This window comes from Dyella terrae, assembly GCF_004322705.1.
In the GTDB taxonomy this organism is placed as follows: domain Bacteria; phylum Pseudomonadota; class Gammaproteobacteria; order Xanthomonadales; family Rhodanobacteraceae; genus Dyella_D; species Dyella_D terrae.
This window is the reverse complement of record NZ_SIZZ01000004.1, coordinates 51,994-73,059: the sequence shown is the minus strand read 5'-3', so window position 1 is coordinate 73,059 and position 21,066 is coordinate 51,994. Positions and strand designations below refer to the sequence as shown.

Annotated in this window: 27 protein-coding genes; 18 read left to right on the top strand and 9 right to left on the bottom strand. The window is 64.2% G+C overall.

The annotated features are described in order from the left end of the window. Positions 1 to 31 precede the first annotated feature (31 nt). Genes EYV96_RS17770 through EYV96_RS17755 form a run of 4 tightly spaced genes read left to right on the top strand, consistent with a single transcriptional unit; the run spans position 32 to position 2,047 of the window. Positions 32 to 244, top strand: a complete 213-nt coding sequence (locus EYV96_RS17770) for a hypothetical protein (RefSeq protein ID WP_131152937.1) — start codon at positions 32 to 34, stop codon at positions 242 to 244. After that, the gene (locus EYV96_RS17765; RefSeq protein WP_131152936.1) at positions 241 to 645 is read left to right on the top strand and encodes a GFA family protein; all 405 of its coding nucleotides are present in this window, start codon (positions 241 to 243) and stop codon (positions 643 to 645) included. Before EYV96_RS17770 ends, EYV96_RS17765 begins: the two co-directional genes overlap by 4 nt. A gap of 7 nt (positions 646 to 652) precedes the next feature. Next, positions 653 to 1,282 carry a glutathione S-transferase family protein gene (locus EYV96_RS17760; protein WP_205746210.1) on the top strand — a complete coding sequence of 210 codons (630 nt, stop codon included), beginning with the start codon at positions 653 to 655 and terminating at the stop codon, positions 1,280 to 1,282. Positions 1,283 to 1,342: 60 nt separating this feature from the next. Further along, positions 1,343 to 2,047: a helix-turn-helix transcriptional regulator gene (locus tag EYV96_RS17755; protein WP_131152934.1), complete on the top strand. Its 705-nt coding sequence runs from the start codon at positions 1,343 to 1,345 to the stop codon at positions 2,045 to 2,047. 2 nt (positions 2,048 to 2,049) lie between these two features. On the opposite strand, the gene EYV96_RS17750 is transcribed toward EYV96_RS17755, so the two are convergent. From EYV96_RS17750 to EYV96_RS17740, 3 genes are all read right to left on the bottom strand, one after another. After that, complete coding sequence (locus EYV96_RS17750; RefSeq protein ID WP_131152933.1) at positions 2,050 to 3,045, bottom strand: YheT family hydrolase; 996 nt, start codon at positions 3,043 to 3,045, stop codon at positions 2,050 to 2,052. Continuing rightward, positions 3,042 to 3,842 carry a lysophospholipid acyltransferase family protein gene (locus tag EYV96_RS17745; protein ID WP_131152932.1) on the bottom strand — a complete coding sequence of 267 codons (801 nt, stop codon included), beginning with the start codon at positions 3,840 to 3,842 and terminating at the stop codon, positions 3,042 to 3,044. The genes EYV96_RS17750 and EYV96_RS17745 overlap by 4 nt, the downstream gene beginning before the upstream one ends. 183 nt (positions 3,843 to 4,025) lie before the next feature. Next, positions 4,026 to 4,616 carry a TetR/AcrR family transcriptional regulator gene (locus EYV96_RS17740; protein ID WP_131152931.1) on the bottom strand — a complete coding sequence of 197 codons (591 nt, stop codon included), beginning with the start codon at positions 4,614 to 4,616 and terminating at the stop codon, positions 4,026 to 4,028. Between the two features lie 68 nt (positions 4,617 to 4,684). Between EYV96_RS17740 and EYV96_RS17735 the strand changes: the two genes are divergently transcribed. Beyond that, the gene (locus EYV96_RS17735) at positions 4,685 to 5,968 is read left to right on the top strand and encodes an MFS transporter (RefSeq protein WP_131152930.1); all 1,284 of its coding nucleotides are present in this window, start codon (positions 4,685 to 4,687) and stop codon (positions 5,966 to 5,968) included. A gap of 13 nt (positions 5,969 to 5,981) precedes the next feature. On the opposite strand, the gene EYV96_RS17730 is transcribed toward EYV96_RS17735, so the two are convergent. Then, on the bottom strand, positions 5,982 to 6,458 hold the full coding sequence (locus EYV96_RS17730; RefSeq protein ID WP_131152929.1) for an Lrp/AsnC family transcriptional regulator: 477 nt from the start codon (positions 6,456 to 6,458) through the stop codon (positions 5,982 to 5,984). 153 nt (positions 6,459 to 6,611) lie between these two features. Here EYV96_RS17730 and phhA point away from each other — a divergent pair, with 153 nt between their 5' ends. The 3 genes from phhA to EYV96_RS17715 all read left to right on the top strand — a co-directional run bounded on the left by phhA (position 6,612) and on the right by EYV96_RS17715 (position 9,165). Continuing rightward, on the top strand, positions 6,612 to 7,505 hold the full coding sequence (phhA, locus tag EYV96_RS17725) for a phenylalanine 4-monooxygenase (protein WP_131152928.1): 894 nt from the start codon (positions 6,612 to 6,614) through the stop codon (positions 7,503 to 7,505). Positions 7,506 to 7,581: 76 nt separating this feature from the next. After that, the gene (locus EYV96_RS17720) at positions 7,582 to 8,394 is read left to right on the top strand and encodes a hypothetical protein (protein WP_131152927.1); all 813 of its coding nucleotides are present in this window, start codon (positions 7,582 to 7,584) and stop codon (positions 8,392 to 8,394) included. A 162-nt stretch (positions 8,395 to 8,556) separates the two neighbouring features. Beyond that, the gene (locus EYV96_RS17715) at positions 8,557 to 9,165 is read left to right on the top strand and encodes an OmpW/AlkL family protein (protein WP_131152926.1); all 609 of its coding nucleotides are present in this window, start codon (positions 8,557 to 8,559) and stop codon (positions 9,163 to 9,165) included. A 180-nt stretch (positions 9,166 to 9,345) separates the two neighbouring features. Here the strand turns inward: EYV96_RS17715 and EYV96_RS17710 are convergent, their stop codons facing one another. The 4 genes from EYV96_RS17710 to EYV96_RS17695 form a co-directional block, all read right to left on the bottom strand. Continuing rightward, entirely contained in the window at positions 9,346 to 10,035 is a 690-nt protein-coding gene (locus EYV96_RS17710; protein ID WP_131152925.1) for an RES family NAD+ phosphorylase, read from the bottom strand. 115 nt (positions 10,036 to 10,150) lie between these two features. Continuing rightward, entirely contained in the window at positions 10,151 to 10,549 is a 399-nt protein-coding gene (locus EYV96_RS17705; RefSeq protein ID WP_131152924.1) for an MbcA/ParS/Xre antitoxin family protein, read from the bottom strand. 78 nt (positions 10,550 to 10,627) lie between these two features. Continuing rightward, positions 10,628 to 11,869 carry a hypothetical protein gene (locus tag EYV96_RS17700; RefSeq protein ID WP_131152923.1) on the bottom strand — a complete coding sequence of 414 codons (1,242 nt, stop codon included), beginning with the start codon at positions 11,867 to 11,869 and terminating at the stop codon, positions 10,628 to 10,630. Positions 11,870 to 11,908: 39 nt separating this feature from the next. After that, entirely contained in the window at positions 11,909 to 13,627 is a 1,719-nt protein-coding gene (locus tag EYV96_RS17695; protein WP_131153085.1) for a DUF885 domain-containing protein, read from the bottom strand. A 207-nt stretch (positions 13,628 to 13,834) separates the two neighbouring features. Here EYV96_RS17695 and EYV96_RS17690 point away from each other — a divergent pair, with 207 nt between their 5' ends. The 9 genes from EYV96_RS17690 (at position 13,835) to EYV96_RS17650 (ending at position 19,142) form a co-directional block, all read left to right on the top strand. Beyond that, positions 13,835 to 14,926 (top strand): PQQ-dependent sugar dehydrogenase, encoded by a 1,092-nt coding sequence (locus EYV96_RS17690; RefSeq protein WP_131152922.1) that lies wholly within the window; start codon positions 13,835 to 13,837, stop codon positions 14,924 to 14,926. An 11-nt stretch (positions 14,927 to 14,937) separates the two neighbouring features. Further along, complete coding sequence (locus EYV96_RS17685) at positions 14,938 to 15,564, top strand: YbhB/YbcL family Raf kinase inhibitor-like protein (protein ID WP_131152921.1); 627 nt, start codon at positions 14,938 to 14,940, stop codon at positions 15,562 to 15,564. 177 nt (positions 15,565 to 15,741) lie between these two features. Next, positions 15,742 to 15,897, top strand: coding sequence for a DUF1328 domain-containing protein (locus EYV96_RS17680; protein WP_114240942.1), 156 nt, complete (start codon positions 15,742 to 15,744; stop codon positions 15,895 to 15,897). 67 nt (positions 15,898 to 15,964) lie between these two features. After that, on the top strand, positions 15,965 to 16,327 hold the full coding sequence (locus tag EYV96_RS17675) for an ElaB/YgaM/YqjD family protein (RefSeq protein WP_131152920.1): 363 nt from the start codon (positions 15,965 to 15,967) through the stop codon (positions 16,325 to 16,327). Between the two features lie 21 nt (positions 16,328 to 16,348). Continuing rightward, a complete protein-coding gene (locus tag EYV96_RS17670) occupies positions 16,349 to 16,825 on the top strand; it encodes an ABC transporter ATP-binding protein (protein ID WP_131152919.1) in 477 nt (158 codons plus the stop codon). Beyond that, on the top strand, positions 16,822 to 17,112 hold the full coding sequence (locus EYV96_RS17665; protein WP_131152918.1) for a hypothetical protein: 291 nt from the start codon (positions 16,822 to 16,824) through the stop codon (positions 17,110 to 17,112). Before EYV96_RS17670 ends, EYV96_RS17665 begins: the two co-directional genes overlap by 4 nt. Next, positions 17,109 to 18,281: an AI-2E family transporter gene (locus EYV96_RS17660; RefSeq protein WP_131152917.1), complete on the top strand. Its 1,173-nt coding sequence runs from the start codon at positions 17,109 to 17,111 to the stop codon at positions 18,279 to 18,281. The genes EYV96_RS17665 and EYV96_RS17660 overlap by 4 nt, the downstream gene beginning before the upstream one ends. A 1-nt stretch (position 18,282) precedes the next feature. Next, positions 18,283 to 18,711, top strand: coding sequence for a GNAT family N-acetyltransferase (locus EYV96_RS17655; protein WP_131152916.1), 429 nt, complete (start codon positions 18,283 to 18,285; stop codon positions 18,709 to 18,711). An 80-nt stretch (positions 18,712 to 18,791) separates the two neighbouring features. Then, complete coding sequence (locus EYV96_RS17650; protein WP_131152915.1) at positions 18,792 to 19,142, top strand: formylglycine-generating enzyme family protein; 351 nt, start codon at positions 18,792 to 18,794, stop codon at positions 19,140 to 19,142. Here EYV96_RS17650 and EYV96_RS17645 read toward each other — a convergent pair. Continuing rightward, a complete protein-coding gene (locus EYV96_RS17645; protein ID WP_165488727.1) occupies positions 19,139 to 20,083 on the bottom strand; it encodes a SphA family protein in 945 nt (314 codons plus the stop codon). The two genes, EYV96_RS17650 and EYV96_RS17645, sit on opposite strands and share 4 nt — an antisense overlap. A gap of 239 nt (positions 20,084 to 20,322) precedes the next feature. Here EYV96_RS17645 and EYV96_RS17640 point away from each other — a divergent pair, with 239 nt between their 5' ends. Further along, a complete protein-coding gene (locus EYV96_RS17640) occupies positions 20,323 to 20,718 on the top strand; it encodes an MliC family protein (protein ID WP_131152913.1) in 396 nt (131 codons plus the stop codon). The last annotated feature ends 348 nt before the right edge of the window (positions 20,719 to 21,066 follow it).

The following is a 21,066-nucleotide window of genomic DNA, read 5'->3' as shown; positions in this document are numbered from 1 at the left end:
CGCTGCGCCGCATGCATCGGAGGAACCCCTGATGTCGAACTATCTGAACCGCATTCTCATGGCCTATCGCCCGCTGGCGCTTCGCGGGATGTTGCTCGATGGGCAGTACCGTTTTCCCGCGGAAGACAAGCCTTCCGGCGGTCATCGCGTACCCGGGGCGCAGCGGCCTCGAAGCGGACTGGTGGCAGGACACGCCATCGCCGTCGCCGCGCGTCATTTCCAACCTCATGGAGTTCGCTCGTGATCAAGACCTACCACGGAAGTTGCCACTGCGGCCGCGTGCGCTTTGAAGCCGATCTCGACCTGGCCGCTGGCACCGGTCGCTGCAACTGTTCGATCTGCGGCAAGTTGCGCATGTGGGGTGTCACGGTGAAGCCCGACGCCTTCCGTTTGCTCGAAGGCGAAAGCGAACTGACCGACTACCAGTTCAACACGAACAGCACGCACAACCAGTTCTGCAAGCACTGCGGCGTGCATGCGTTCCATCCTGGTTACGTGGAAGAAGTCGGTGGCGCTTTCGTCGGCGTCAACATCGCCTGCCTGGACGATGCCTCCGTCGAGGAACTGGCCGCCGCCCCCGTGAGCTATTCCGACGGCCTCAACAACAACTGGTGGAATCCACCCGCCGTTACCAGCTACCTGTAAGGAGGTCATCATGAGCGACCGTCTGACGTTCTACTACGCACCGTACAGCCGCGCCGGCGGCACCATGGCGTTGCTCGAGGAACTGGGAGTCGATTACGACCTGAAGGTGCTCAACCTGTCCAAACAGGAATCGCGCGATGCGTCGTATCTCGCGGTCAACCCGATGGGCAAGGTGCCGGCGATCGTCCATCGTGGTGAGCTCGTTTCCGAGCAGCCTGCGGTCTACATCTACCTGGCCGACGAGTTCAGCGAGAAGGGGCTGGCGCCGGCGATCGGCGACCCGTTGCGCGGTCCCTACCTGCGCTGGATGGTGTTTTACGGTTCCTGCTTCGAGCCGGCGCTGACGGATATGTCCATGCAGCGCGAACCCGCGCCGCCATCGCGTTGCCCGTATGGCGACACCGAGACCATGTTCCGCACGCTGATCGACCAGGTGTCGAAAGGCCCGTACCTGCTGGGCGAGCGTTTCACCGCAGCCGATGTGCTGTGGGGCCAGGCGCTGGCGTGGACCGTCAGCTTCAAGCTGGTGCCTGAAACGCCGGAGATCCGCGCCTACATCGACCGCGTGATTTCCCGGCCGGCGATTGCCCGGGCCCGCGAAAAGGACGCCGCGTTCGCGGCGGCCCAGGCGGCCTGAGATGCACGGGCGTGACGGTTGGCGCTGGTTGTCCCGCGAGAGCTGGGCGATCATGCGCGCATGCGTCGCGCCGACCGTCTTTTCCTCATCATCCACGCCCTGCGCGGGCGTCGTACCGCGTTGCCGGCGCGCCAGCTCGCCGGCACGCTGGGTGTCTCGCTGCGCACGGTCTACCGTGATGTCGCGGACCTGCAGCTGTCCGGCGTACCCATCGAAGGCGAGGCCGGCGTCGGCTACATCCTCCGCAAGGGTTCGGACATCCCGCCGCTGATGTTCACCGCCGACGAACTCGAATCGCTGGTGGTCGGCACGCGCTTCGTGCGGGCCTTCGCCGGTGAAAAACTGGCGGGCAGCGCGCAGGCGGCCTTGCTGAAGATCGAGGCCGTGTTGCCGCCGGATCTGCGTGAGCGCGCCGCGCACACGCGCATCTACGCTCCGATCTGGCGCGATGCGACGCGCACCGAATTTGCGGCGTTGATCGATCGGCTCAATGGCGCCATCAGTGACGCCCAGGTGCTGCGCATCGAATACGCCGACGAGCATGGCCGGCCCAGTTCCCGCGAGGTCGAGCCGCTGTGCCTGGCCTTCTGGGGCGGCACGTGGACGCTGGGATCGTGGTGTCGCTTACGACAGGGTTTCCGCAACTTCAGGCCGGATCGCATTGCCGATTGCGCGATCACCGGGGAGCGGTTCGCAGCGGCCGAAGGACGCGACCTGGAGGCCTACCTTCAAGCCATGCGCGGCTACTACGAAGGCATGGAATAGCGTCAGAGCTGGTTGAACCGGGCGGCAATGTAGTCGTCGGTAAAGCTCGTCATGTTCAACCCGCGGATAAACCCGCAGTGGCCGCCATGCTGGGCGATGTCCAGCTCCACCGTCGAGGGAATCTCCAGTTTCTCGAAAGCCGTCACCGGAATCACCGGATCGTCGCGCGAGGTCAGGATCGTGGCGGGGATCTGCATATCCATCAGCGTGTTGCCGGCCACGGAATAGCCATCGAGATACGCTTGCAGCGAACCGAAATCCGTGTGGCGCAGTACCAGCGATTCCGTCAGGCCGCGCAGGTTCTGCTTGAGCTCCGCCAGCTCGAAATAGTGGCGATGCGGAAACGCTGCCTGCTTGGCCTGCAGCGAACGTCGCCACTTGCGCAGGAAGTACGCCTGGTAAAACCACGGCGCGGCTTCTTCCAGCGAGAACAGGCCTTCACCCGGATCAATGATCGGACAAATCGCCAGCGTGTAATCCAGCGGAATGCCGGCGGCCGGCGCGCGCAGTGCCGCGCGCAGGGCGAAATTGCCGCCCAGCGAGAAGCCGGCGATCGCCATGCGCTTTGCCGGCCAGCGCTGCGCGATGTCACCCAGCGCATGCACGACTTCGTCGATACGGCAGGAATGGAACAGGGCTTCGTTGAGCGGATGACTGTCGCCGTGGTCGCGGAAGTTCAGGCGGAACACGTCCCAGCCGTCAGCCAGCAGCCGACTGCCCGTCTGCAAAACGTAGGTGGAATCGACGCTGCCTTCCCAGCCATGGAACAGCACGGCCAGTCCGCGCGACGGCTCGCTACCGCGATGGGCTGTGTAAGCACCGGTCAGCCGTACGCCGTCGCCACCGTCCACCATCACCGCTTCGGCGCCGTCCTGCACGGCTTGTGCGGACTTCGGCAGCAGCTGGCGCCGCACGCCGCTGGAGGACAGCATGGTCTGGATGTGACCGCTGGTCAGCGGCCAGGCTGGACGGAAATCGGCACCGCTCGGAACACTCATGCCGCGCGGTCTTCCAGGGCAACGGCGATGCGCTCACGCGACACCTCGGCCATGCGGCGACGGGCTTCGGGCGTGGAGGGCACCGGATCGAGGAAATGCACTTCCGCGTCCATCGGCGCTTCACCGAGCAGGCGCAGGAAGTTCTGCATGAAATTCTCGCCGTCGCGGAAGCCGGCATCGATCACGCGGCGACCGTCGCGCGCGAAACGCAGCGCAACCGGTTGTACCGGGACCTCGGCATCGAGGGCGGCCTGGAAAATGCGGGCGTGGAACACGCGCAACACGCCGTTATGGCCCGTGCCGCCTTCCGGAAACACAGCCACCGAGCGGCCCGCGCGCAGACGATCGACCATCACCTGCATCACGGTGGCCAGCGAATGATTGTTGCCGCGACGATGGAAGATCGTGCCGCCACTGGCCGCGAGCCAGCCCACCAGCGGCCAGCTGGCGATCTCGGCCTTGGCCACGAAGCAAGCGGCGCGCTGGCTGTGCAGCAGCTCGATGTCGAGCCACGAGGTGTGATTGGCGACGAACAGCACCGGATCGGCGAGCGGCTTGCCGACGCGCACGGAGCGAAGACCGAAGATGCGCAGCAGCGCGGTCGACCACCAGCGGATCGTGCGATGGGCAAACGGCTCGCGACCGTTCTTCATCACCACGTGCTGGTTCCAGCTCAGGATCAGCGAGCACAGCAGAATGCCCAGCACCACGTGCACCAACAGCAGCGGCACACGCCACAGGTAGCGCAGGGGTCGCAGGAGGTCTCGGTCCGGGGCGGATACGGTGTCGGTGCTCATCGGTCCGGTTAGTTTAGCGTTAGTCGGGCTGACTATCGGGAAAATCCGACACACGATGCAGAGCCCGGGTTAATTCGCGTGTCAGCAAACCAACGCGCCATGCGGGCACGTGCTGACAGCGCCATCGTCGGACCGGCGAGCATAGCCCAAGCACACAAGCCGTATCACTCGCCGCGAGATTTCCTAACGCGCCGCGTCGATCAGCTGCGACGCGGCTTTCACCACGACTTTGGCGGGGCCGCCTTCGCCGAAGGTCTGGCCTGAGGCGTAACAGCCTTCGATCAGTAGCAGGAGACTGTCAGCGAGCACCGCCGGATCGCGTGCGCCCATCTGGGCACTCAACTCCCGCAGCCGCTCGCGCAGGCGTTGCTTGCTCGCCATGGCGACGAGACGCGCGGGGTGATCGGGCTCGGGGTATTCGATCGCCGCATTGGTAAGCCCGCACCCGCGATAGCCGGCCGAGCTGGCGCGCGTGGCCAGACCTGCGAGGTAGGCGAGCAGGTGGCCGCGGGCGTCGCCGGGGTGATCGGTGGCGTAGGCCTCGAAGAAGTCGCGCCAGTGCTGGTCGTAGTCGCGCAGGTAGGCGGCGGCCAGTTCGTCCTTGGATTCGAAGGCACGATACAGGCTGGGCTTGGTCACGCCGGCCCGGGTGACGATTTCCTCGACGCCGATGGCGCGGATGCCCTCGCGGTAGAACAGCTCCGCCGCCGTATCGCGGATACGGTCGGCCGCGCGGCGGGGGGCTTCAGGGCTGGTTTTTTCGGACTTGGACATGGCGGACCTGTTGACAATGTTACCGATCGGTACGTACGCTTCGCCCACCTCACGTACCGATCGGTAACATGACTATACCGCGCTCTCGTCCGTTCGGCCAAAACTACGCCTTCGTCGTGGTCGCGGTGATCTTCCTGGCCCTGCTGGTTTCGGCCGGCATGCGCGCCACGCCCGGTGTCCTCATGCTGCCGCTGGGCCGGGCCTTCGGCTGGAGCCAGGACAGCATTTCCTCTGCTGCCGCCGTGGGCATCCTGCTGTATGGCCTGATGGGGCCGTTTGCGGCGGCGCTGATGCAGCGCTTCGGCATTCGCCATGTGCTGGTGACCGCGCTGGTGGTGATGGCTATCGCGGCGGGGGCGAGTTCCTTCATGAGCCAGCCCTGGCATCTGCTGATCACCTGGGGCGTGCTCTCGGGTGCCGGGACCGGTTGCGTGGCCGTGGTGCTGGGCGCGACCGTCGTTGGTCGGTGGTTCTCCAGCCACCGTGGCCTGATGATGGGCCTGCTCACCGCGAGCACGGCCACAGGGACGCTGATCTTCCTGCCCGGACTGGCGGCGATTGCCGAGTACTCCGGCTGGCGCACCGTGGTGATCACCATCGCCATCTGCTGTGCGGTCCTGATTCCGCTGGTGCTCTGGCTGTTGCCTGAGCGTCCCGCCGACATTGGACTGCGTCGTTTCGGGGCGCCGGCTGACGAAGCGGCCGACGCGGGTGTCGTGCAGGGCAATCTCTTCGCACTCACCATCGGCACGCTCCAGCGTGCCAGCAAGCGCGGCAGCTTCTGGTTCCTGTTCGCCACGTTCTTCGTCTGCGGTTTCACCACCAATGGCCTGGTGGGCACACATTTCATCGCGCTGTGCGGAGATCACGGCATTCCGGAAGTCCGCGCCGCCGGCCTGCTGGCGCTGATGGGCATCTTCGATCTGGTCGGCACCACGGCGTCCGGCTGGCTCACCGATCGCGTCGACCCACGCAAGCTGCTGTTCGCCTACTACGGCCTGCGTGGGCTTTCGCTGATCTATCTGCCGTACTCGGACTTCTCGCTGGCCAGCCTTTCGCTCTTCGGCATTTTCTATGGCCTGGACTGGATCGCCACGGTGCCGCCGACGCTGCGCCTCACCACGGACGCCTTCGGCGAGCGCGATGCACCGATCGTGTTCGGCTGGGTGGTCGCGGGACATCAGGTCGGCGCAGCCGTTGCCGCCTTCATGGCCGGGGTACTGCGCGTGCAGCTGGGTAGCTATCTGATGCCGTTTGTCATCGCAGGCGCGACCGGCGTGGTGGCGGCGTTCCTCGCGCTGCGCATCCGTCGCGGCAGCGCGCCAAGCCGTCTCGCGGCGGAAGCGGCCTGATCCGCGGACACGCTCACCCCGCCAGATGGCTCAGCGGCAAGGCGGGTGAACGCTTTACCGTGCGCAGGACAAAACTGGAATTAACGTCGGCGACGCCCGCCGCGTTGAGCAAGCGATCGAGCAGGAAGCGCGAGAAGTGCTCCAGGTCGGCGACGAAGACATGCATCAGGTAGTCCATGTCACCGGTCAGCGCGTAACAGGCCACCACCTCGTCCCAGCCGTTGACCTGTTCGACGAAGCGCTCGATGAATTCGCTCTCGTGCTTGGTCAGCTGCACGCGCACGAAGGCCTGCAGCCCAAGGCCAACGGACTGCGGATCGACCTGGGCGGAGTAACCCACCAGCACCCCTTCCGCTTCCAGCCGCTGCATGCGCCGCAGGCAAGCCGACGGCGACAGGCTGACTCGCTCGGCCAGTTCGGCATTGGTGATGCGGCCCTCGGCCTGCAGCACGGCCAGCATCCGCAGGTCGGTCCGATCGAAGGTGATCATGCAATAAATCTCCGCTGATGGTTGCTTGCGCGACCGAATATTGCATCTTGATGTGCTGCAGGCGCAACAAAACAACCTAAGTGCGCTGAGCAGGCCGTATCCTGTTGATGAGGCTCCCTTTCCCTGGGAGCCGTCAGATCGATCGGAGCCTCCATGGACACCAGCACGCCACGCAAAGTCGAACACCAGCAGACCGACCGCGGTTACGTGCCTGTCTATGCGACCGGCGTGGTCGAGCAGCCATGGTCCAGCTACAGCCAGACTGACCACGACGTCTGGAACACCCTCTATGCCCGTCAGCGCGAGCTCCTGCCGGGGCGCGCCTGCAAGGAATTCCTGGAGGGCGTGGAGCGCTTTGGCTTGGGTGACGGTGGGATCCCGAAGTTCGCGGATCTCAACAAGGTGCTGGCCGAGGCCACCGGCTGGGAACTCGTGGCCGTCGAAGGCTTGCTGCCCGACGAAGTCTTCTTCGATCACCTGGCCAATCGCCGTTTCCCGGTGAGCTGGTGGATCCGTAAGCCCGACCAGCTCGATTACCTGTCCGAGCCGGACCTCTTCCACGATCTGTTTGGCCATGTCCCGCTGCTGCTCAATCCGGTGTTCGCCGATTACATGCAGGCCTACGGCCGCGGTGGCATGAAAGCTTTCGCCATCGGCCCCGAAGCGCTGATGAACCTCACGCGCCTGTACTGGTACACGGTGGAATTCGGCCTGATCAACACCGACGAAGGCATGCGCATTTACGGCGCCGGCATCGTCAGCTCGAAAGGCGAGTCGATCTACTGTCTCGATTCCGCGGCACCGAACCGCATCGGTTTCAAGCTGGAGCGCGTGATGGATACGCGCTACCGCATCGATACCTTCCAGCAGACGTATTTCGTGATCGATAGTTTCGAGCAGCTGTTCGAAGCGACGCATCCGGACTTCACGCCGATCTACGCCCGCCTCAAGGACAGCGATGCGCATGCGGCTGCGGACGTGCTCGAAAGCGATCGCGTGTTCACCCGAGGCACGCGCGAAGGCTTCGCGACCGACGCCGATACCTGACATCCCCAGGCTTCTCCTGCCAGGCGCCACCGATTAAAGTGGCGCCTGCGTCAAAGGGGGCGCAGGGGGAAAACGCATGACACTACGTTCAATCGCGCTGGCACTTCTGTGCCTGGTGCTGTGGGGTTGCACCGACGATGCCTTGCTGGCCAAGGTGGAACCACATCCGCAGTCCGAGCTGGCCAAATCGCTTGTCCATGAAGTGCAGGCAGGTGACTACGCGCATCTCAAGGCGCTGCTCAATCCCCAACTGACGCGCGATCCGGCAATTGACCATTCCATTGATCAATTCCGCCAGGTGCTGGCACAGCCCATCAAGTCGGTGAAGCTCGTGGGCGCTTACACCATGGCGAAGTTCTCCACGAATGAGCCCAAGGCGACGTACTACAACCTCACCTACGAGTATGAGCTCGAGAAGGGATGGGCCGTCGTCAACGTGCAGATGGTCGACAGCGAAGGCAAGACCGTGGTGAATACCTTTCACGCCGGCTGGCAGGAGCGCTCGCTTGAGGCGGTCAATGCCTTCAGCTTCCTGAGTAAGGGCGCCAAGCATCGCTTCGTGCTGGTGCTTGCCCTGGCGAATCTCGCGCTCTCGTTCTATGCGCTTGTCATCTGTATTCGTACGCCCATACCGCGCAAGAAATGGTTGTGGGCGTTGTTTACGCTGACCGGCTCATTGGCTTTGACGTTCAACTGGACGACGGGTCAATTCGGTTACAGCTTCTGGCTTCTTCACCTGCCCGTGTCGAGCTGGTCGTCATCGCTGTACTCGCCGATCTTCATCCAGGTCTACTTCCCGCTTGGCGCGGTGTGGTTCCTGATTCGCCGTCGCCGCGGATTCGAGGTGCAACCACCCGTGTCACCACCGCTGACTGCGCAAGAAACCTGATGTGCGAACAGGCCCGCCACTTGGCGGGCCTGTTCGTCATGGGTGCGGCAGATCGACGCGAATCCTCGCAGTCAGAATAGGAATTGATCCATATCAACCGTCCGTACGGGCTTGTCAGGGAGCATGAACTTGCTCCCCGAAAAGAACGTAAGGATGTGACATATGAAGCTGTGGTTGCCTTTGATTGCCATCGCAGGTCTTGGCCTCAACGCGCTGCCGGCGCATGCCGCCGATGACAGCTGGATCGTGCGCTTCGGTGCGCATGTGGTGGATCCGAAATCCGACAACGGCCATCTGGCCGGCATGAAGGCCAGCGTCGGCAGCGATCTGAAGCCGACGGCAAGTCTCGAATACAAGTTCACCCCAAACTGGGGCATGGATCTGCTGGTGGCCGCGCCCTTCAGCCACAGCATCCGCCTCAACGGCACCAACGTGGCGACGACCAAGCAGCTGCCGCCCGTGCTCGGCGTGAACTATCACTTCATGCCGGACAGCGACATCTCGCCGTTCATCGGCGTGGGCGTGAACTACACGCGCTTCTTCAACACCGACAGCACCGGTCCGCTGGAAGGCACGAAAGTGCGCATCGACAGCAGCTGGGGCGCAGCCGCGCACGCGGGCGTCGATTTCCGTCTGAACAAGCAGTGGATCGTCACCGCGGATGTCCGCTGGATCGATCTGGCGTCGGACGTGCACGTCAACGGCGTGAAGGTCGGCCGCGCCACGATCAATCCGCTCGCCTACGGGCTGAGCTTTGGTTACACGTTCTAGGCGAGAGCCTGGCTCTCTCCGATGCCGTCGTACCGTCAGGGATCGATGGCAGGGCAAGGATGGGTCGACGACAACGATGTTTGCTCGCCGGCGTCGGAGAGAGACGAGTACGTTGCAGGTGTTTACGAGGTAAGGGGTGAGGGGCGCGTCGGGCGGGAGGAGGACTCGCCCGACGCGTGCTCAATGCGAATCGCGCTTGTGCTCACTGACTACCAGCACCTGCGCGATCCGCTGGCCATCCCATCGATAGAGAAAATGCTCGGCCTGCACGCAAGGCGATACGCGATCGGGATAGAACACCGCCACGCACTCACCACCCTGATGGCGCGCGCTCTCGTAGACGATGCCGTCCGAACCATCGGCCCGCAACTTGCGCGCCAACGCCACGCTCGCGGCATAACTATCGGGCGCTTGTTCGCGCACCCAACCGCCCCGCAGATCATGCAGGCGACCATGGATGCTCATGCGATAGCAGCGCATTTCGGAATCGCAGGGCGGTTCTTTCGTGGCGGCGAGAAAGCGCTCGCGGTGATAGACGGTTTCTTCCACCGCCGTCGCCACGCTGTGCGCGGCGTAGAACACGCCCCAGGTGCCATCGGAGAAGCGGCTTCCCTCCGGATTCAAATGCGTGAAGGCCGCCATCACCGGCGTCGTGCCCGGCCCGCTGATGCGACGATCGCGCGGCACCATGGGCAACACACCCAGTTCGTCGCGGATGCGCGGATTGGTCATCGCTTCGATCGCATACAGCGCTTCGAGATCGGCCGGATCGGCGATGCGGTCGTACACCCCCACCGGCGGAAAGCGGCTGGGTACGATGCGATAGGCGTGACTCCAGCGAATCCGCTGAAGGGGAGGGATGTCAGCCATGACGGGTCAGTCCAGAACGACGAGAACCAGGCCGATAGTGTCACGCCACTTGATATCGCTGACTGCGACTGTCGGCTCAAGCTGACGTGAAGCGCGTCTCAACTCCAAGGCCGAATCAGCCCCAGCCGCGCTGGGCGTCGAGGTACTGCCTGACGACGTACAAATCCGCCACATTGCCTGACAGCATGCGATCCATGGCCGAGCGCCCGCCAAACAGCGGCGCGTCATTGGGACGATGCACCCAGCCATCGGCCTGTTCTTCGCTGGTGAACAGGATCTGCAGGTCCTTGTAGATGCCCAGCAGATAGCTGATGCGCTCGAGCACGTCGCGGCTGACCGTGCCCTGCTGTTCACGCTTCCATTTGTAGAACGTGGACTCCGGCGGATCGCCCAGCAACTTGCGCTGGTCGACCATGCGCAGGTCCCAGGCCTCCGCAATGCGGAAGAAGGCGCGCAGCGCCGCCCCGCCCATGTCGGCGGCGGGAAGTGTTTCAGGGAGGAGATGAGCTGCCATGAGGAAACTATCCCTATGAAGTTGAGGTGAAGTCTACTTCATTGGTGAAGTTTTGACCAGCAGCCCGTTCAGCCTTCCTCAGGGCGTGGCAGCCGGGCAGTTCCCCAGGTCGAGCCAGGCCATGCCCAGGGCGCCGGCATGTTCGATGGCACAAAGCGCGTCGCCCTTCCGGGCTCGCTCGTAATGGACACGCGACACCGTGAAGCGATGGCCGCGGGGATAACCCGGCCACCCCGATACATCGAGCTGATACGTCGTGTGCTTGCCACTGCTGATGTGCTTGCCGGATACCGTGACCGGCGAAACCACGGGTAGACGGTGGTCAAGCCTGACATTCATGAGGCTCAGCGCGCCGGCGCCGTAGCACGTGGCCAGGGCGATATAACCCAGGCCACCGAAGAAGCGGGCCGTCATGCGCGATGACAGCACCGTCGCACGCCACTGCACGATACCCAGTGGTACCCCCGCGATAGCCCCCCACACGAAGGCTTGACCCGGATTCACCAGATCGACGTCGAACAGGGCGCGCAGGGCGATCGCCAGGGCCGGCATCAACATCGGTACCGCCAGCACGGGCCGCGGATCGCCGACTTTGCCATCCAGCCGGATCAGTCCACGGCTGCCCAGCGCGATCGCGATGCAGATCCACGGCCAGGCGATGGTAAGCCCCACGACCAGGTCGTAAGGCCAGGGGTAGATCAGACACCACAAGACCAGTCCCAGCGACATCCACGTCAGGGCCCCGGCAAGTCGCCGCGCCTGAAGGAGTCGCGCCATGCGCTGTTCGGGATCGATGCCCAGCCGCGTGTCGGCCCTCACCTGTTCGAGCACCGCCTGCTGTTCCAGCGCCGTCAGGTTCGGCAGCTCACCCATCCACGCGGCGAAGCGATCGTCGAGCGGAATGTCACCGGGGACATCGAATGATTTCCCGTGCTTGCCGATCAGAAAACAGGTCGCTGACTGGCTGCCCGGGCGAAATCCCACGATGTCGCCACGAGCCATCCGTCGCGTGCTCAGCAAGCCGCGCAGCTCGATGGCATCGGCCGACAGCACCAGCCGGGTCTTGATCCAGGCGATGGCGATCAGGGCAAGCAAACCCAGGAAGGCAGGCATCAGCAGGTACCCGGCAAACGCGGGACCTTCCAGGCGTCCGGCGACAAAGTCGCGCAAGAACCACGCTGTCAGCCCGACCGCGGCCGTCGAGAACAACACGCCGAGTATCCACGCGTTCCGCAGCGACGCACTCGAATACCGATAGATCACCGGCGACGCACTCGCAAAACCGCCACCCGCCCCTCCGGGCGCTCCCACATTTCGCATGATGTCCCCTTGCGGGGACCCCCTGTCCCCGAAGGGATATTACGGCGCCTTCTTCCCCGCCGCGCAATCGCACCCGAAATCCGGTTCCGGCCCACCATCGGCGATGAACTTGTCCACACGCTTTTCCAGCACCGGCAGCGGCACGGAGCCGATCTGCAGGATGGTGTCGTGGAAGTGGCGGATGTCGAAGCGTTCGCCGAGGGCTTTTTCGGCCTTCTGGCGCAGTTCGAGGATTTTCAGGTAACCGAGTTCGTACGACAGCGCCTGGCCGGGCCAGCTGATGTAGCGGTCGACTTCGTTGGCGATTTCGCGCGCGGAGAGCGCGGTGTTGTCGGTGAGGTAGTCGATGGCTTGCTGGCGCGTCCAGCCGAGGTGGTGAATGCCGGTGTCGACGACGAGGCGGCAGGCGCGCCACATCTGGTAGGTGAGGTAACCGAAGCGGTCGTAGGGCGTCTTGTAGATGCCCATTTCGTTGCCGAGGTACTCGGAGTACAGGCCCCAGCCTTCGCCGTAGGCGGAGATGTAGCCTTCGCGGCGGAAGGCCGGCTGGCCTTGCTGCTCACCCGCAAGGGCCAGCTGCAGCGAATGACCCGGCGCCGATTCATGCAGCGTCAGCGCAGCGACGTTGTAGAGCGGACGCGAGGGCAGGTCGTAGGTGTTCACCAGATAAGCCGAAGCACCACCGCGACCCGACGTGTAGTACGGCGCGATCTCCGGTGCGACCGGCACGATGGCGAAGCGCTGGCGCGGCAGGCGACCGAAGTAGCGGCCCAGCTGGCCGTCGACCTGCTTGGCCACCCAGGCGCTGCGCATCAGAAGCTCATCGGGCGTCTTGGCATAGAACTGCGGGTCGGTGCGCAGGAAGGTCAGGAATTCGGGGAAGCTGCCCTTGAAACCGGTCTGCTGCATGGTTTCGAGCATTTGCGCATGGATCTTCGCCACCTGCTCCAGGCCGATCTGATGAATCGCGTCCGGATCGAGGTCGAGCGTGGTGTATTCAACGATCTGCTGGTGATACCAGGCCTTGCCGTCGGGCATGGATTCGGCGGCGAGCGTCTTGCGCGCCTTGGGCACGTATTCGGTGCGGAAGAAGGTCAGCAACTTGCCGTAAGCGGGCACGACCTGCCCGGCGATGACCTTGCTGGCCTGCGCCTGCAGGCGCTTTGCGTCCTCCGCCGGAATGTTGGCCGGCATCTTCTGGAACGGCTCGTAGAAGCTGCTCTTCGTCGGATCGCGCTGTTCGGCCACTGCCGCAATCGACACGTCGCGACCATCCAGCACTTCGCGCGGCACGGTGAAGCCGCGCGCCAGGCCAGCGCGCATGTTGTCGATCTGCTGGTCCATGTACGCCGGGATTTCGCCCAGGCGCTGCAGGTAGCGCTGGTAATCGGCCTGCGTGCGCAGGTTGTCCGCGCCGAGCATGTAACCGATGTCGCTCCAGAAGGCCGAGTCGCTGTTGAACGGCATTTCCCACTGCTTGAACTGTTGCGCGGCCAGCAGGTTCTGGATCTGGGCGCGGTACACGGCGTAGTTGATCTGGTCCTCGGCGGAGAGCTGGGCCGGCTTGATCCGGTCGAGCTGCTTCAGCACGCCCTGCCAGTAATCCTGGCGCTGCTGCTGGCTCTTGGCGTCCACATTGTCCAGCCGCCCGTTGTTCGGCTGCGCCTCGCCCGCATTGCTGATGCCGGCCTGCCCGCTGCGCCACGCCCATTCCGTCTGGTAGATCTGCCGGAACTGCGCATCGGCGTCCTGCGCCATGGCGGGGAGGCTGAGGGCCCCGAAGGCAAGGGCAAGCAGGGTCTGGCGGAAAGGAACACGGGCCACAGGGCTTCCTCGTGGGTGGGAAAGAGCCAGAGGGTAGCAGTTGGGGCGGCGATGGCCGTGTGGCTGAAGATGGGGGAGGGTGGCGCGCCGGGTTCTTCCGCTGGCGCTATGATCGCCGTCTTGAGCCCCCAGGAGATCACGATGCGTCCCTTCCTCGGTGTACTGCTCGGCATGCTGGCCCTGCCTGCCATGGCCGCGTCTCCCCAGCTGGACAAGCTCACCCTGCCCAAGGGTTTCCATATCGCGGTTTACTCGGACGCGGTGCCGAACGCGCGTGAAATCGCGCTGGGCGCGAAGGGCACGGTCTTCGTCGGCTCCAACGATGCCGGCAAGGTGTACGCGCTGACCGACAGCAACGGCAGCGGCAAGGCCGACAAGGTGCGCGTGATCGCCACCGGCCTGCAATTGCCCGTGGGCGTGGCCTTCAGGAACGGCGATCTCTATGTGTCGGCGGTCAGCAAGATCGTCGTGCTGCGCGATATCGAGAACCATCTCGACGATCCACCCAAGCCCGAAGTCGTGTACGACAAGTTTCCCACCGAGACGCATCACGGCTGGAAGTTCATCGCCTTCGGTCCCGACGGCAAGCTTTACGTGCCGATCGGCGCGCCATGCAACATCTGCGACAAGGGCAAGGACTACGCCAAGCTCACGCGCATGAACGCGGACGGCAGCGGCCTGGAAGACGTCGCCTACGGTATCCGCAACACCGTCGGTTTCACCTGGCGCCCGGGTAACAACGAGCTGTGGTTCACCGACAACGGCCGCGACATGATGGGCGACGATATCCCCAACGACGAACTCAACCGGCTCACGCGCGTGGGCGAGCACTTCGGCTACCCCTATTGCCACCAGGGTGACACGCTCGATCCGGAGTTCGGCAAGGGCAAGAATTGCAAAGATTACACCGCACCGGTGCTCAAGCTCGGTCCGCACGTGGCGGCGCTGGGCCTGCGTTTCTACGAAGGCTCGCAGTTCCCGGCCAACTACAAGGGCGCCTTGTTCATCGCCCAGCACGGTTCGTGGAACCGCACCAGGAAATCCGGTTATCGCGTGATGAGCGTGCGCTTCAACGGCGACAAGGTCGCCTCGTACGACACCTTCATCGACGGCTTCCAGCAGGACGAAAAGAGCTGGGGTCGCCCGGTCGACGTGCAGCCGCTGCCCGATGGCAGCCTGCTGATCAGCGATGACCTGGCAGGCGCCGTGTATCGCGTCACCTATAGCCCTTGAGGAGAATGACTTTGCAATTGCGTAGTGACAGTTTCCAGAACGGACAGGCTATCCCGGTCGAGTTTGCCTTCGGCAAGCCCGGCGATCCGGTGGCGTTGTCCGACAACCGCAACCCGCATCTGGCGTGGAGCGACGCACCGCGCAACGCGCGATCGTTCGTGGTGACGTGCATCGATACCGATGTTCCCAGTCGTGGTGACGACGTCAACCAGGCCGGTCGCCTCGTGCCGTTTGAGCTCCCGCGCGTGGAGTTTGCGCACTGGCTGGTGGCCAATATTCCGGCTGAATGCACGGAGCTGGCAGCAGGTGCATGCAGCGAAGGCATTGTCGCGCGGGGCAAGCGCGTGCCTTCCGGCCCGGCCGGCAGCGTCCAGGGCATCAACGACTACACCGGCTGGTTCAAGGGTGACCCGCAGATGGAAGGCGAGTACCTCGGCTACGACGGCCCGTGTCCGCCGTGGAACGACACCTTGTTGCACCACTACAACTTCCACGTCTACGCGCTGGACATGGATACGCTGAAACTGGCCGATGGCTTCACCCTGGCTGAACTGCGCAAGGCCATGGAAGGACACGTGCTGGATGAGGCACAGATTGTGGGCACCTACGCGATCTACGCCGACGCCAAGGTGCGCTGAGCGGTTCAGGCTGACCGAATGGCACAGGCATGCGTTCTGTTGCCATTCGCTCAGCCTTGTCGCGGGGGCGTGCATGTCGCTGACGCGGACCTTCACGCTGGCAAGGCGCAAGCTGTGGGTGAATGCGCTGGCAAGAGCGAATGGTTTCGCTCGCCACGTCACTTGAGGAACGTCCCCATGCTTCACTACGCCCTGGTCTTCCTGGTCATCGCCATCATCGCGGCGCTGTTCGGTTTCACCGGGATCGCCGGCACCGCAGCCGGCATCGCGAAGATCCTTTTCATCATCTTCCTGATTCTCGCGGTCATCGCCTTCTTCCGCAGGGCAAGCTGAGCACCGCACGTTGGCATGCGCTTTCATGCATGCCATCCGAATCACTGACACGCCCACGGAGAGACTCATGAGCAAGCAAGTGCAGGTTACCGAACCCACGACGAACGAACGCATCGAAGACCGCGCCGAGCGCATCAAGGAAGCGACGTCAAACGCCGTCTCCCATGCCAAGGATGGATTCGACCGCGCCGCCGACCGCGTGGAAGAAGGCCTGCATTCGGCGACCGACAAGGCTGCCGACGCCGCCACCCGCGCCAATGACAAGGCCGCGGAACTCAGTGAGCGCGGGCGCGAGGCGTATGACGAGGCGATGGATCGCGTCGACGACTGGGTGGAGCGTGCGCGCGGCTATGTGCGCGAGAAACCGGTACAGTCCGTGGCGATTGCCGTGGGTGCCGGCTGGCTGCTGGGCCGGATCCTGCGTCGTTGAAACCATTCGTGAGGGCAGGGGATGCAAGAACCCGGGCGTGATGACGAAGCCTCGTCCGATGACCGGGCCAACCCCACCCCACCGCCGGGTCTCCTCGATGACATCGGACGGTTCGGGCGTGCACTGAAGCAACTGTTCGGAGCCCAGCTGGCGCTGTTGAGCGCCGAGCTGGGTCTGGCCCGCAGCGCGGTGTTCTGGTTGTTACTGACGGCGCTGGCGGCCACGGTGGCCGGTGTCGGCATGGGCCTGAGCTTGCTGGCGCTCTCCGCCTTGTTGCTGGCCAAATGGTTCGGGTCGTGGATTTGGGCCCTGCTGGTGCTGTCGGTGCTTGAAGGCCTGTTCCTGCTCGGCATGATCGTATTCTTCCGCCGCTGCATGCACTGGATGACCTTGCCGGAATCCCGCCGCGAATGGCGTGCGACCCTGCAGCAGGCCATGCACCGGGCCGATCGCCAGGACCGGCCATCGCCGGAAACGGACGCGGAGAAAGACCGATGAGCGTGTTCAAGCAGGTAAACCGGGTGCGCGAGGCGCAGGCGCGGGTGGTGCTGGCGCGCGAGGCGGTGGCCGAACCGGCAACGGCCTTGCTCGACCGGGCGCGTGGTCGTCCTTTGACCACCGTGGGCGTCGCCACCGGGCTGGGCTTCGTGCTCGGCCAGCTGGGCGTGCACCCGTTGCGCGTCCCGGGGCTGGGCGCCTTGCTCAGCGGCAGTGCCGCCGAACTGGTCACCCAGGCCGTACACTTGGTCTCCGAGTTCAGCCAAGGCGGTTTCGACCGGTCATGAACGACCCCAACCCGATTCCCGCGTCGCCGGCCCCTGCCGACGGCGCCGAAGTGCTGGGCGCCGTCGAGGCGCTTGAGAGCGGTTATGCCTGGCGCCGGACCATGCATCGCGTGCATGCCGTCCGCTCGATGCGCCGGCATCTGCGCGGCATCCGCATCGTGCTCAATATCCTCGCGGCGCTGGCATTGCTCTATACGGTGACGCTGGCCAAGGCGCTGCTGATTCCGCTGCTGCTGGCGGCCTTCATCGGCCTGGCGCTCAACCCGATCGTCGCCACGGGCGCGCGCTGGCGAATCCCGCGCTGGCTGTCGGCCGTCGTGCTGATGGTGGCGCTGATCAGTGGCATCGTTGCCGGCATCGCATCGCTGTCGCAGCCTGCGCTGGAGTGGTTCCACCAGGCGCCGACGGCGGTGCGTACCTTCGTTCCCAAGTTGCGCAGCATCACGCAACCGCTCGAGGCCGCCAACCGCGCGACGCAAACCCTGGTCGGCGGGGCGACGACCCGCGTGCAGGCCGCCCGCCCGCCGGCGGTCTCGTTCAGCACCTGGGACGTGTTGCTCACCACACCTAAGATCCTTGCCGCCGTGCTCACCGTGCTGCTGCTGGTGTTCTTCTTTTTGATTTACGGCGACACGTTGTTGCGACGACTGGTCGAGATCGCACCCAACTTCCGCTTCAAACGGCACGCGGTGTCGATCGTGCGCAGCATCCAGATCGAAGTGTCGCGCTACATTCTCACCACGGTGCTTATCAATGCCGTGCTTGGCACCATCACGGCGGGCATGTTGTGGCTCTATGGCATGCCCGATCCGCTGTTGTGGGGCACGGTAGCTGCGCTCGCCAATTTCATTCCGTACGTGGGCTCGATCACCACCACGACCGTGCTTGCGCTGGTCGGCCTGATGAACTTCGATCAAGTCGGACAGGCGCTGCTGCCGGCCCTTACCTTCGCCGGCATCACCGCCATCGAAGGCAACATGATCACGCCGCTGATCCAGGGCCGGCGCATGCGCCTGAGCCCGGTGGCCATTCTTTTGTGGCTGCTGATCTGGGGCTGGCTGTGGGGCATTCCGGGCGCTTTGCTGGCCGTACCGATGTTGACGAGCGCCAAGCTGGTGGCCGAGCGTGTTCGCGGCTGGACCTGGTTCGCCATGCTGGTGCAACGCTGACATGACCCTGGTCCGCGACGCCCGCATTGCCGACGCCCCCGCCATCACCGCGCTACTCGATGCCCTGGGTTATCCCGGCACCGCGCCTTTCATCGAAGAGCGCATCGCGCAGATGGAAGACCATCCTGACGCCGAGCTCGTGGTCGCCGTGCAAGCCGGTGAGGTGGTCGGCGTGCTGTCGCTCAACTTCATGCCACAGCTGGCGCTGGCGGGTGATTTCTGCCGGATCAGCTATCTGTGCGTCTCCGAACAGGCCCGCGGATCGGGCGTGGGTGCCCTGCTGGAGGCCCATGCCGTGGAACGGGCGCGCGTGCGCGGTTGCGACCGGGTGGAACTGCACTGCCACGCCCGCCGTACCGATGCCCATCGGTTCTACGATCGCCAGGGCTATGACGACTCGCCGCGCTACTTCGTAAAGTCTCTCGACTGAGTCCCCAGTACTTCTACGGGTGACACCCATCGCGGAGGTTTTTACCATCGGCGGGTGATTCCATTCATGCAGGGGGACGCATGGCCACGGAACCGATGATCCGCCTCGACGGCGGAGTGCTTCGGGTGGGTACGGACGGACACGTCCAGGTCGACAGTTTCTGGATCGACCGGCGTTGTGTCACTAACGAGGAGTTCGCGTGCTTCGTCGACGCCACGGGCTTTTCGGCCGACGCACCCGATGACCCTTATGTCGCGCAGGTAAGCTACGACGACGCCTGCGCCTTTGCGTCGTGGGCGGGGAAGCGATTGCCGACCACGGTCGAAGCGGCGTTTGCCCGGGCCAGCGGCGTGGAGCTCGCCGATAGCGAGTGGACCGCCGACCGCGCGCATGGCCGGCGGAGTTTCCGCTGCGTGCGCGATCTCCTCTAGAGCGGAATCGTGGCGCTGATCATCGCCGGGTTGCCTTTCAGGCGATTGGTCACGTCGAACTCGTGCAGCCAGCGTGCCTGGAATTCCACCTTGCTCTTGCCGAAGGTGTGGGCGTAGCTCACGAGGGGGCCGAGGGCGACGGAGCGGCCCTTGAAGCCGTTGAGGCGGTCAGCCGTGGGGCCGGTGTCCTTCTCCAGCTGGTAGATCCAGCCACCGACGACGCCCAGTCCCCAGCCCGAGGGCCAGCGGTTGAGCAGCATCGAATCGATACGGAACACATCGCCGTTCTGGTAGTCGGTGGCGCCGTCCTTGGTGTAGATATCCACCGCCGCCGTCGTGCTCCATTCAAGCGTGCCCTTGTTGAACAGCGCCGTGTAGCCGACGGTGGGCGAGAAGGTCCAGTTGTGCAGGCTGAGATTGGTCAGGTCGCCCTTGTGGTACTCGCCGGTTGGCGCATAGACATACAGCGCCAGCGACATGTGTTGCGTCTGGCTGAAGTGGTGACTGGCGATCAGCGGCACGAACGTCATGTCGTAGAGGCCGGTCTTGCTCTGGCTCTTGGAGCCGGTAAACCGACCGATATCCAGCGTGGCGTCCACGTTCGCGTAGGCAAGCGGCACCGTCACCATCGAGGCGAAATTCCACGCGCCGGGTTTGGTGTCCCAGATGTACAGGGCGCTGGCGGTGAACATCTGGAACTCAGCATCCAGACCCAGCGAACTGCCGCCACCGACCAGCGGCACTTCGCGCTTGGCGCCGATGGAACCGCTGTAATAGACGTAACCGAGCGCGAGCGTCCAGCCGGGCGTCGGCGGAACCAGGCCGGTATACGACTGCACCTGGAGGCCAGTGATGGGTCGACCGAGCGCGCCTTCGGTGGCATGCGCGGGCAAGGCGGCGGCGAGTCCCAGCAGGAGGGGCGCGAGGGTGAGCTTTTTCATGACGGGGCACATGCGGCACGAATTCGACTTCCAGCGTGTATCCCGTGCGCAACACCGGCAAGCGAAAATCCACCTAGGTCGATGCCGTAGAACTACTGAACGCCCCCCGACGTTGTTCAGCCGGGAGTCCGAAGGCTGAAGCGATCGCAAACCCACACGCAGCAAGCACAGCCTTTCAACACAACCGCCACATCCTCCCGTCGACATTGGCTCCGGCACCAAAGGAAGAGGGATGAGCCATGTCTCGAACCACCACGGCGGGCACCTGCCTGTTGCTGCTCGGACTGGTCGCCTGTGCAGGCGCGGCAACGCCGCCGGGCGTGCAGATCAAGGACACGCACACGCTGAGCTATCACTGCGCAAACGACAAGAAATTCGACGTCACTTACTGGAATGCGACAAACGGGCAGAGCTTTGCGTTGGTGCCCGTGGATGGAAAGGGTTTGCTCTTCGTCGACACGCTGGCGGCATCAGGCGTGCGCTACGTGGCGGGCCGCTATGCGTGGTGGAGCAAGGGCGAGCTGGCGGATCTGTATGACACCTCGCAGGGGGAGAAGGCGCCGCCGCTGGTGTCCGATTGCCAGGTGGTGAAGGGGAAGAATCAGAAGGATGCGGCGAATACGGGGATGATTTGAGGCATGGCGTTGCCCGCGGCTGAAACGACAGCAACGCTTGCGCTTTGCAGGTCACCCGCTGTTTTCCAACATGGCCGTCATTTCGGCAGGCCACCTGCTACTTTCCACCATGGCCGTCATTTCGGCAGGCCACCTGCTACTTTCCACCATGGCCGTCATTTCTGCAGGCCACCTGCTACGTTCCACCATGGCCGTCATTTCTGCAGGCCACCTGCTACGTTCCAACATGGCCGTCATTCCGGCGAAAGCCGGAATCCAGTGGCGATATCGTCGGGTTGTCGCGACCGACCCACGGCCCTCGCATTCTTGATGCTTCGCTCGATATCCAAACGTGGTCGCCACTGGATG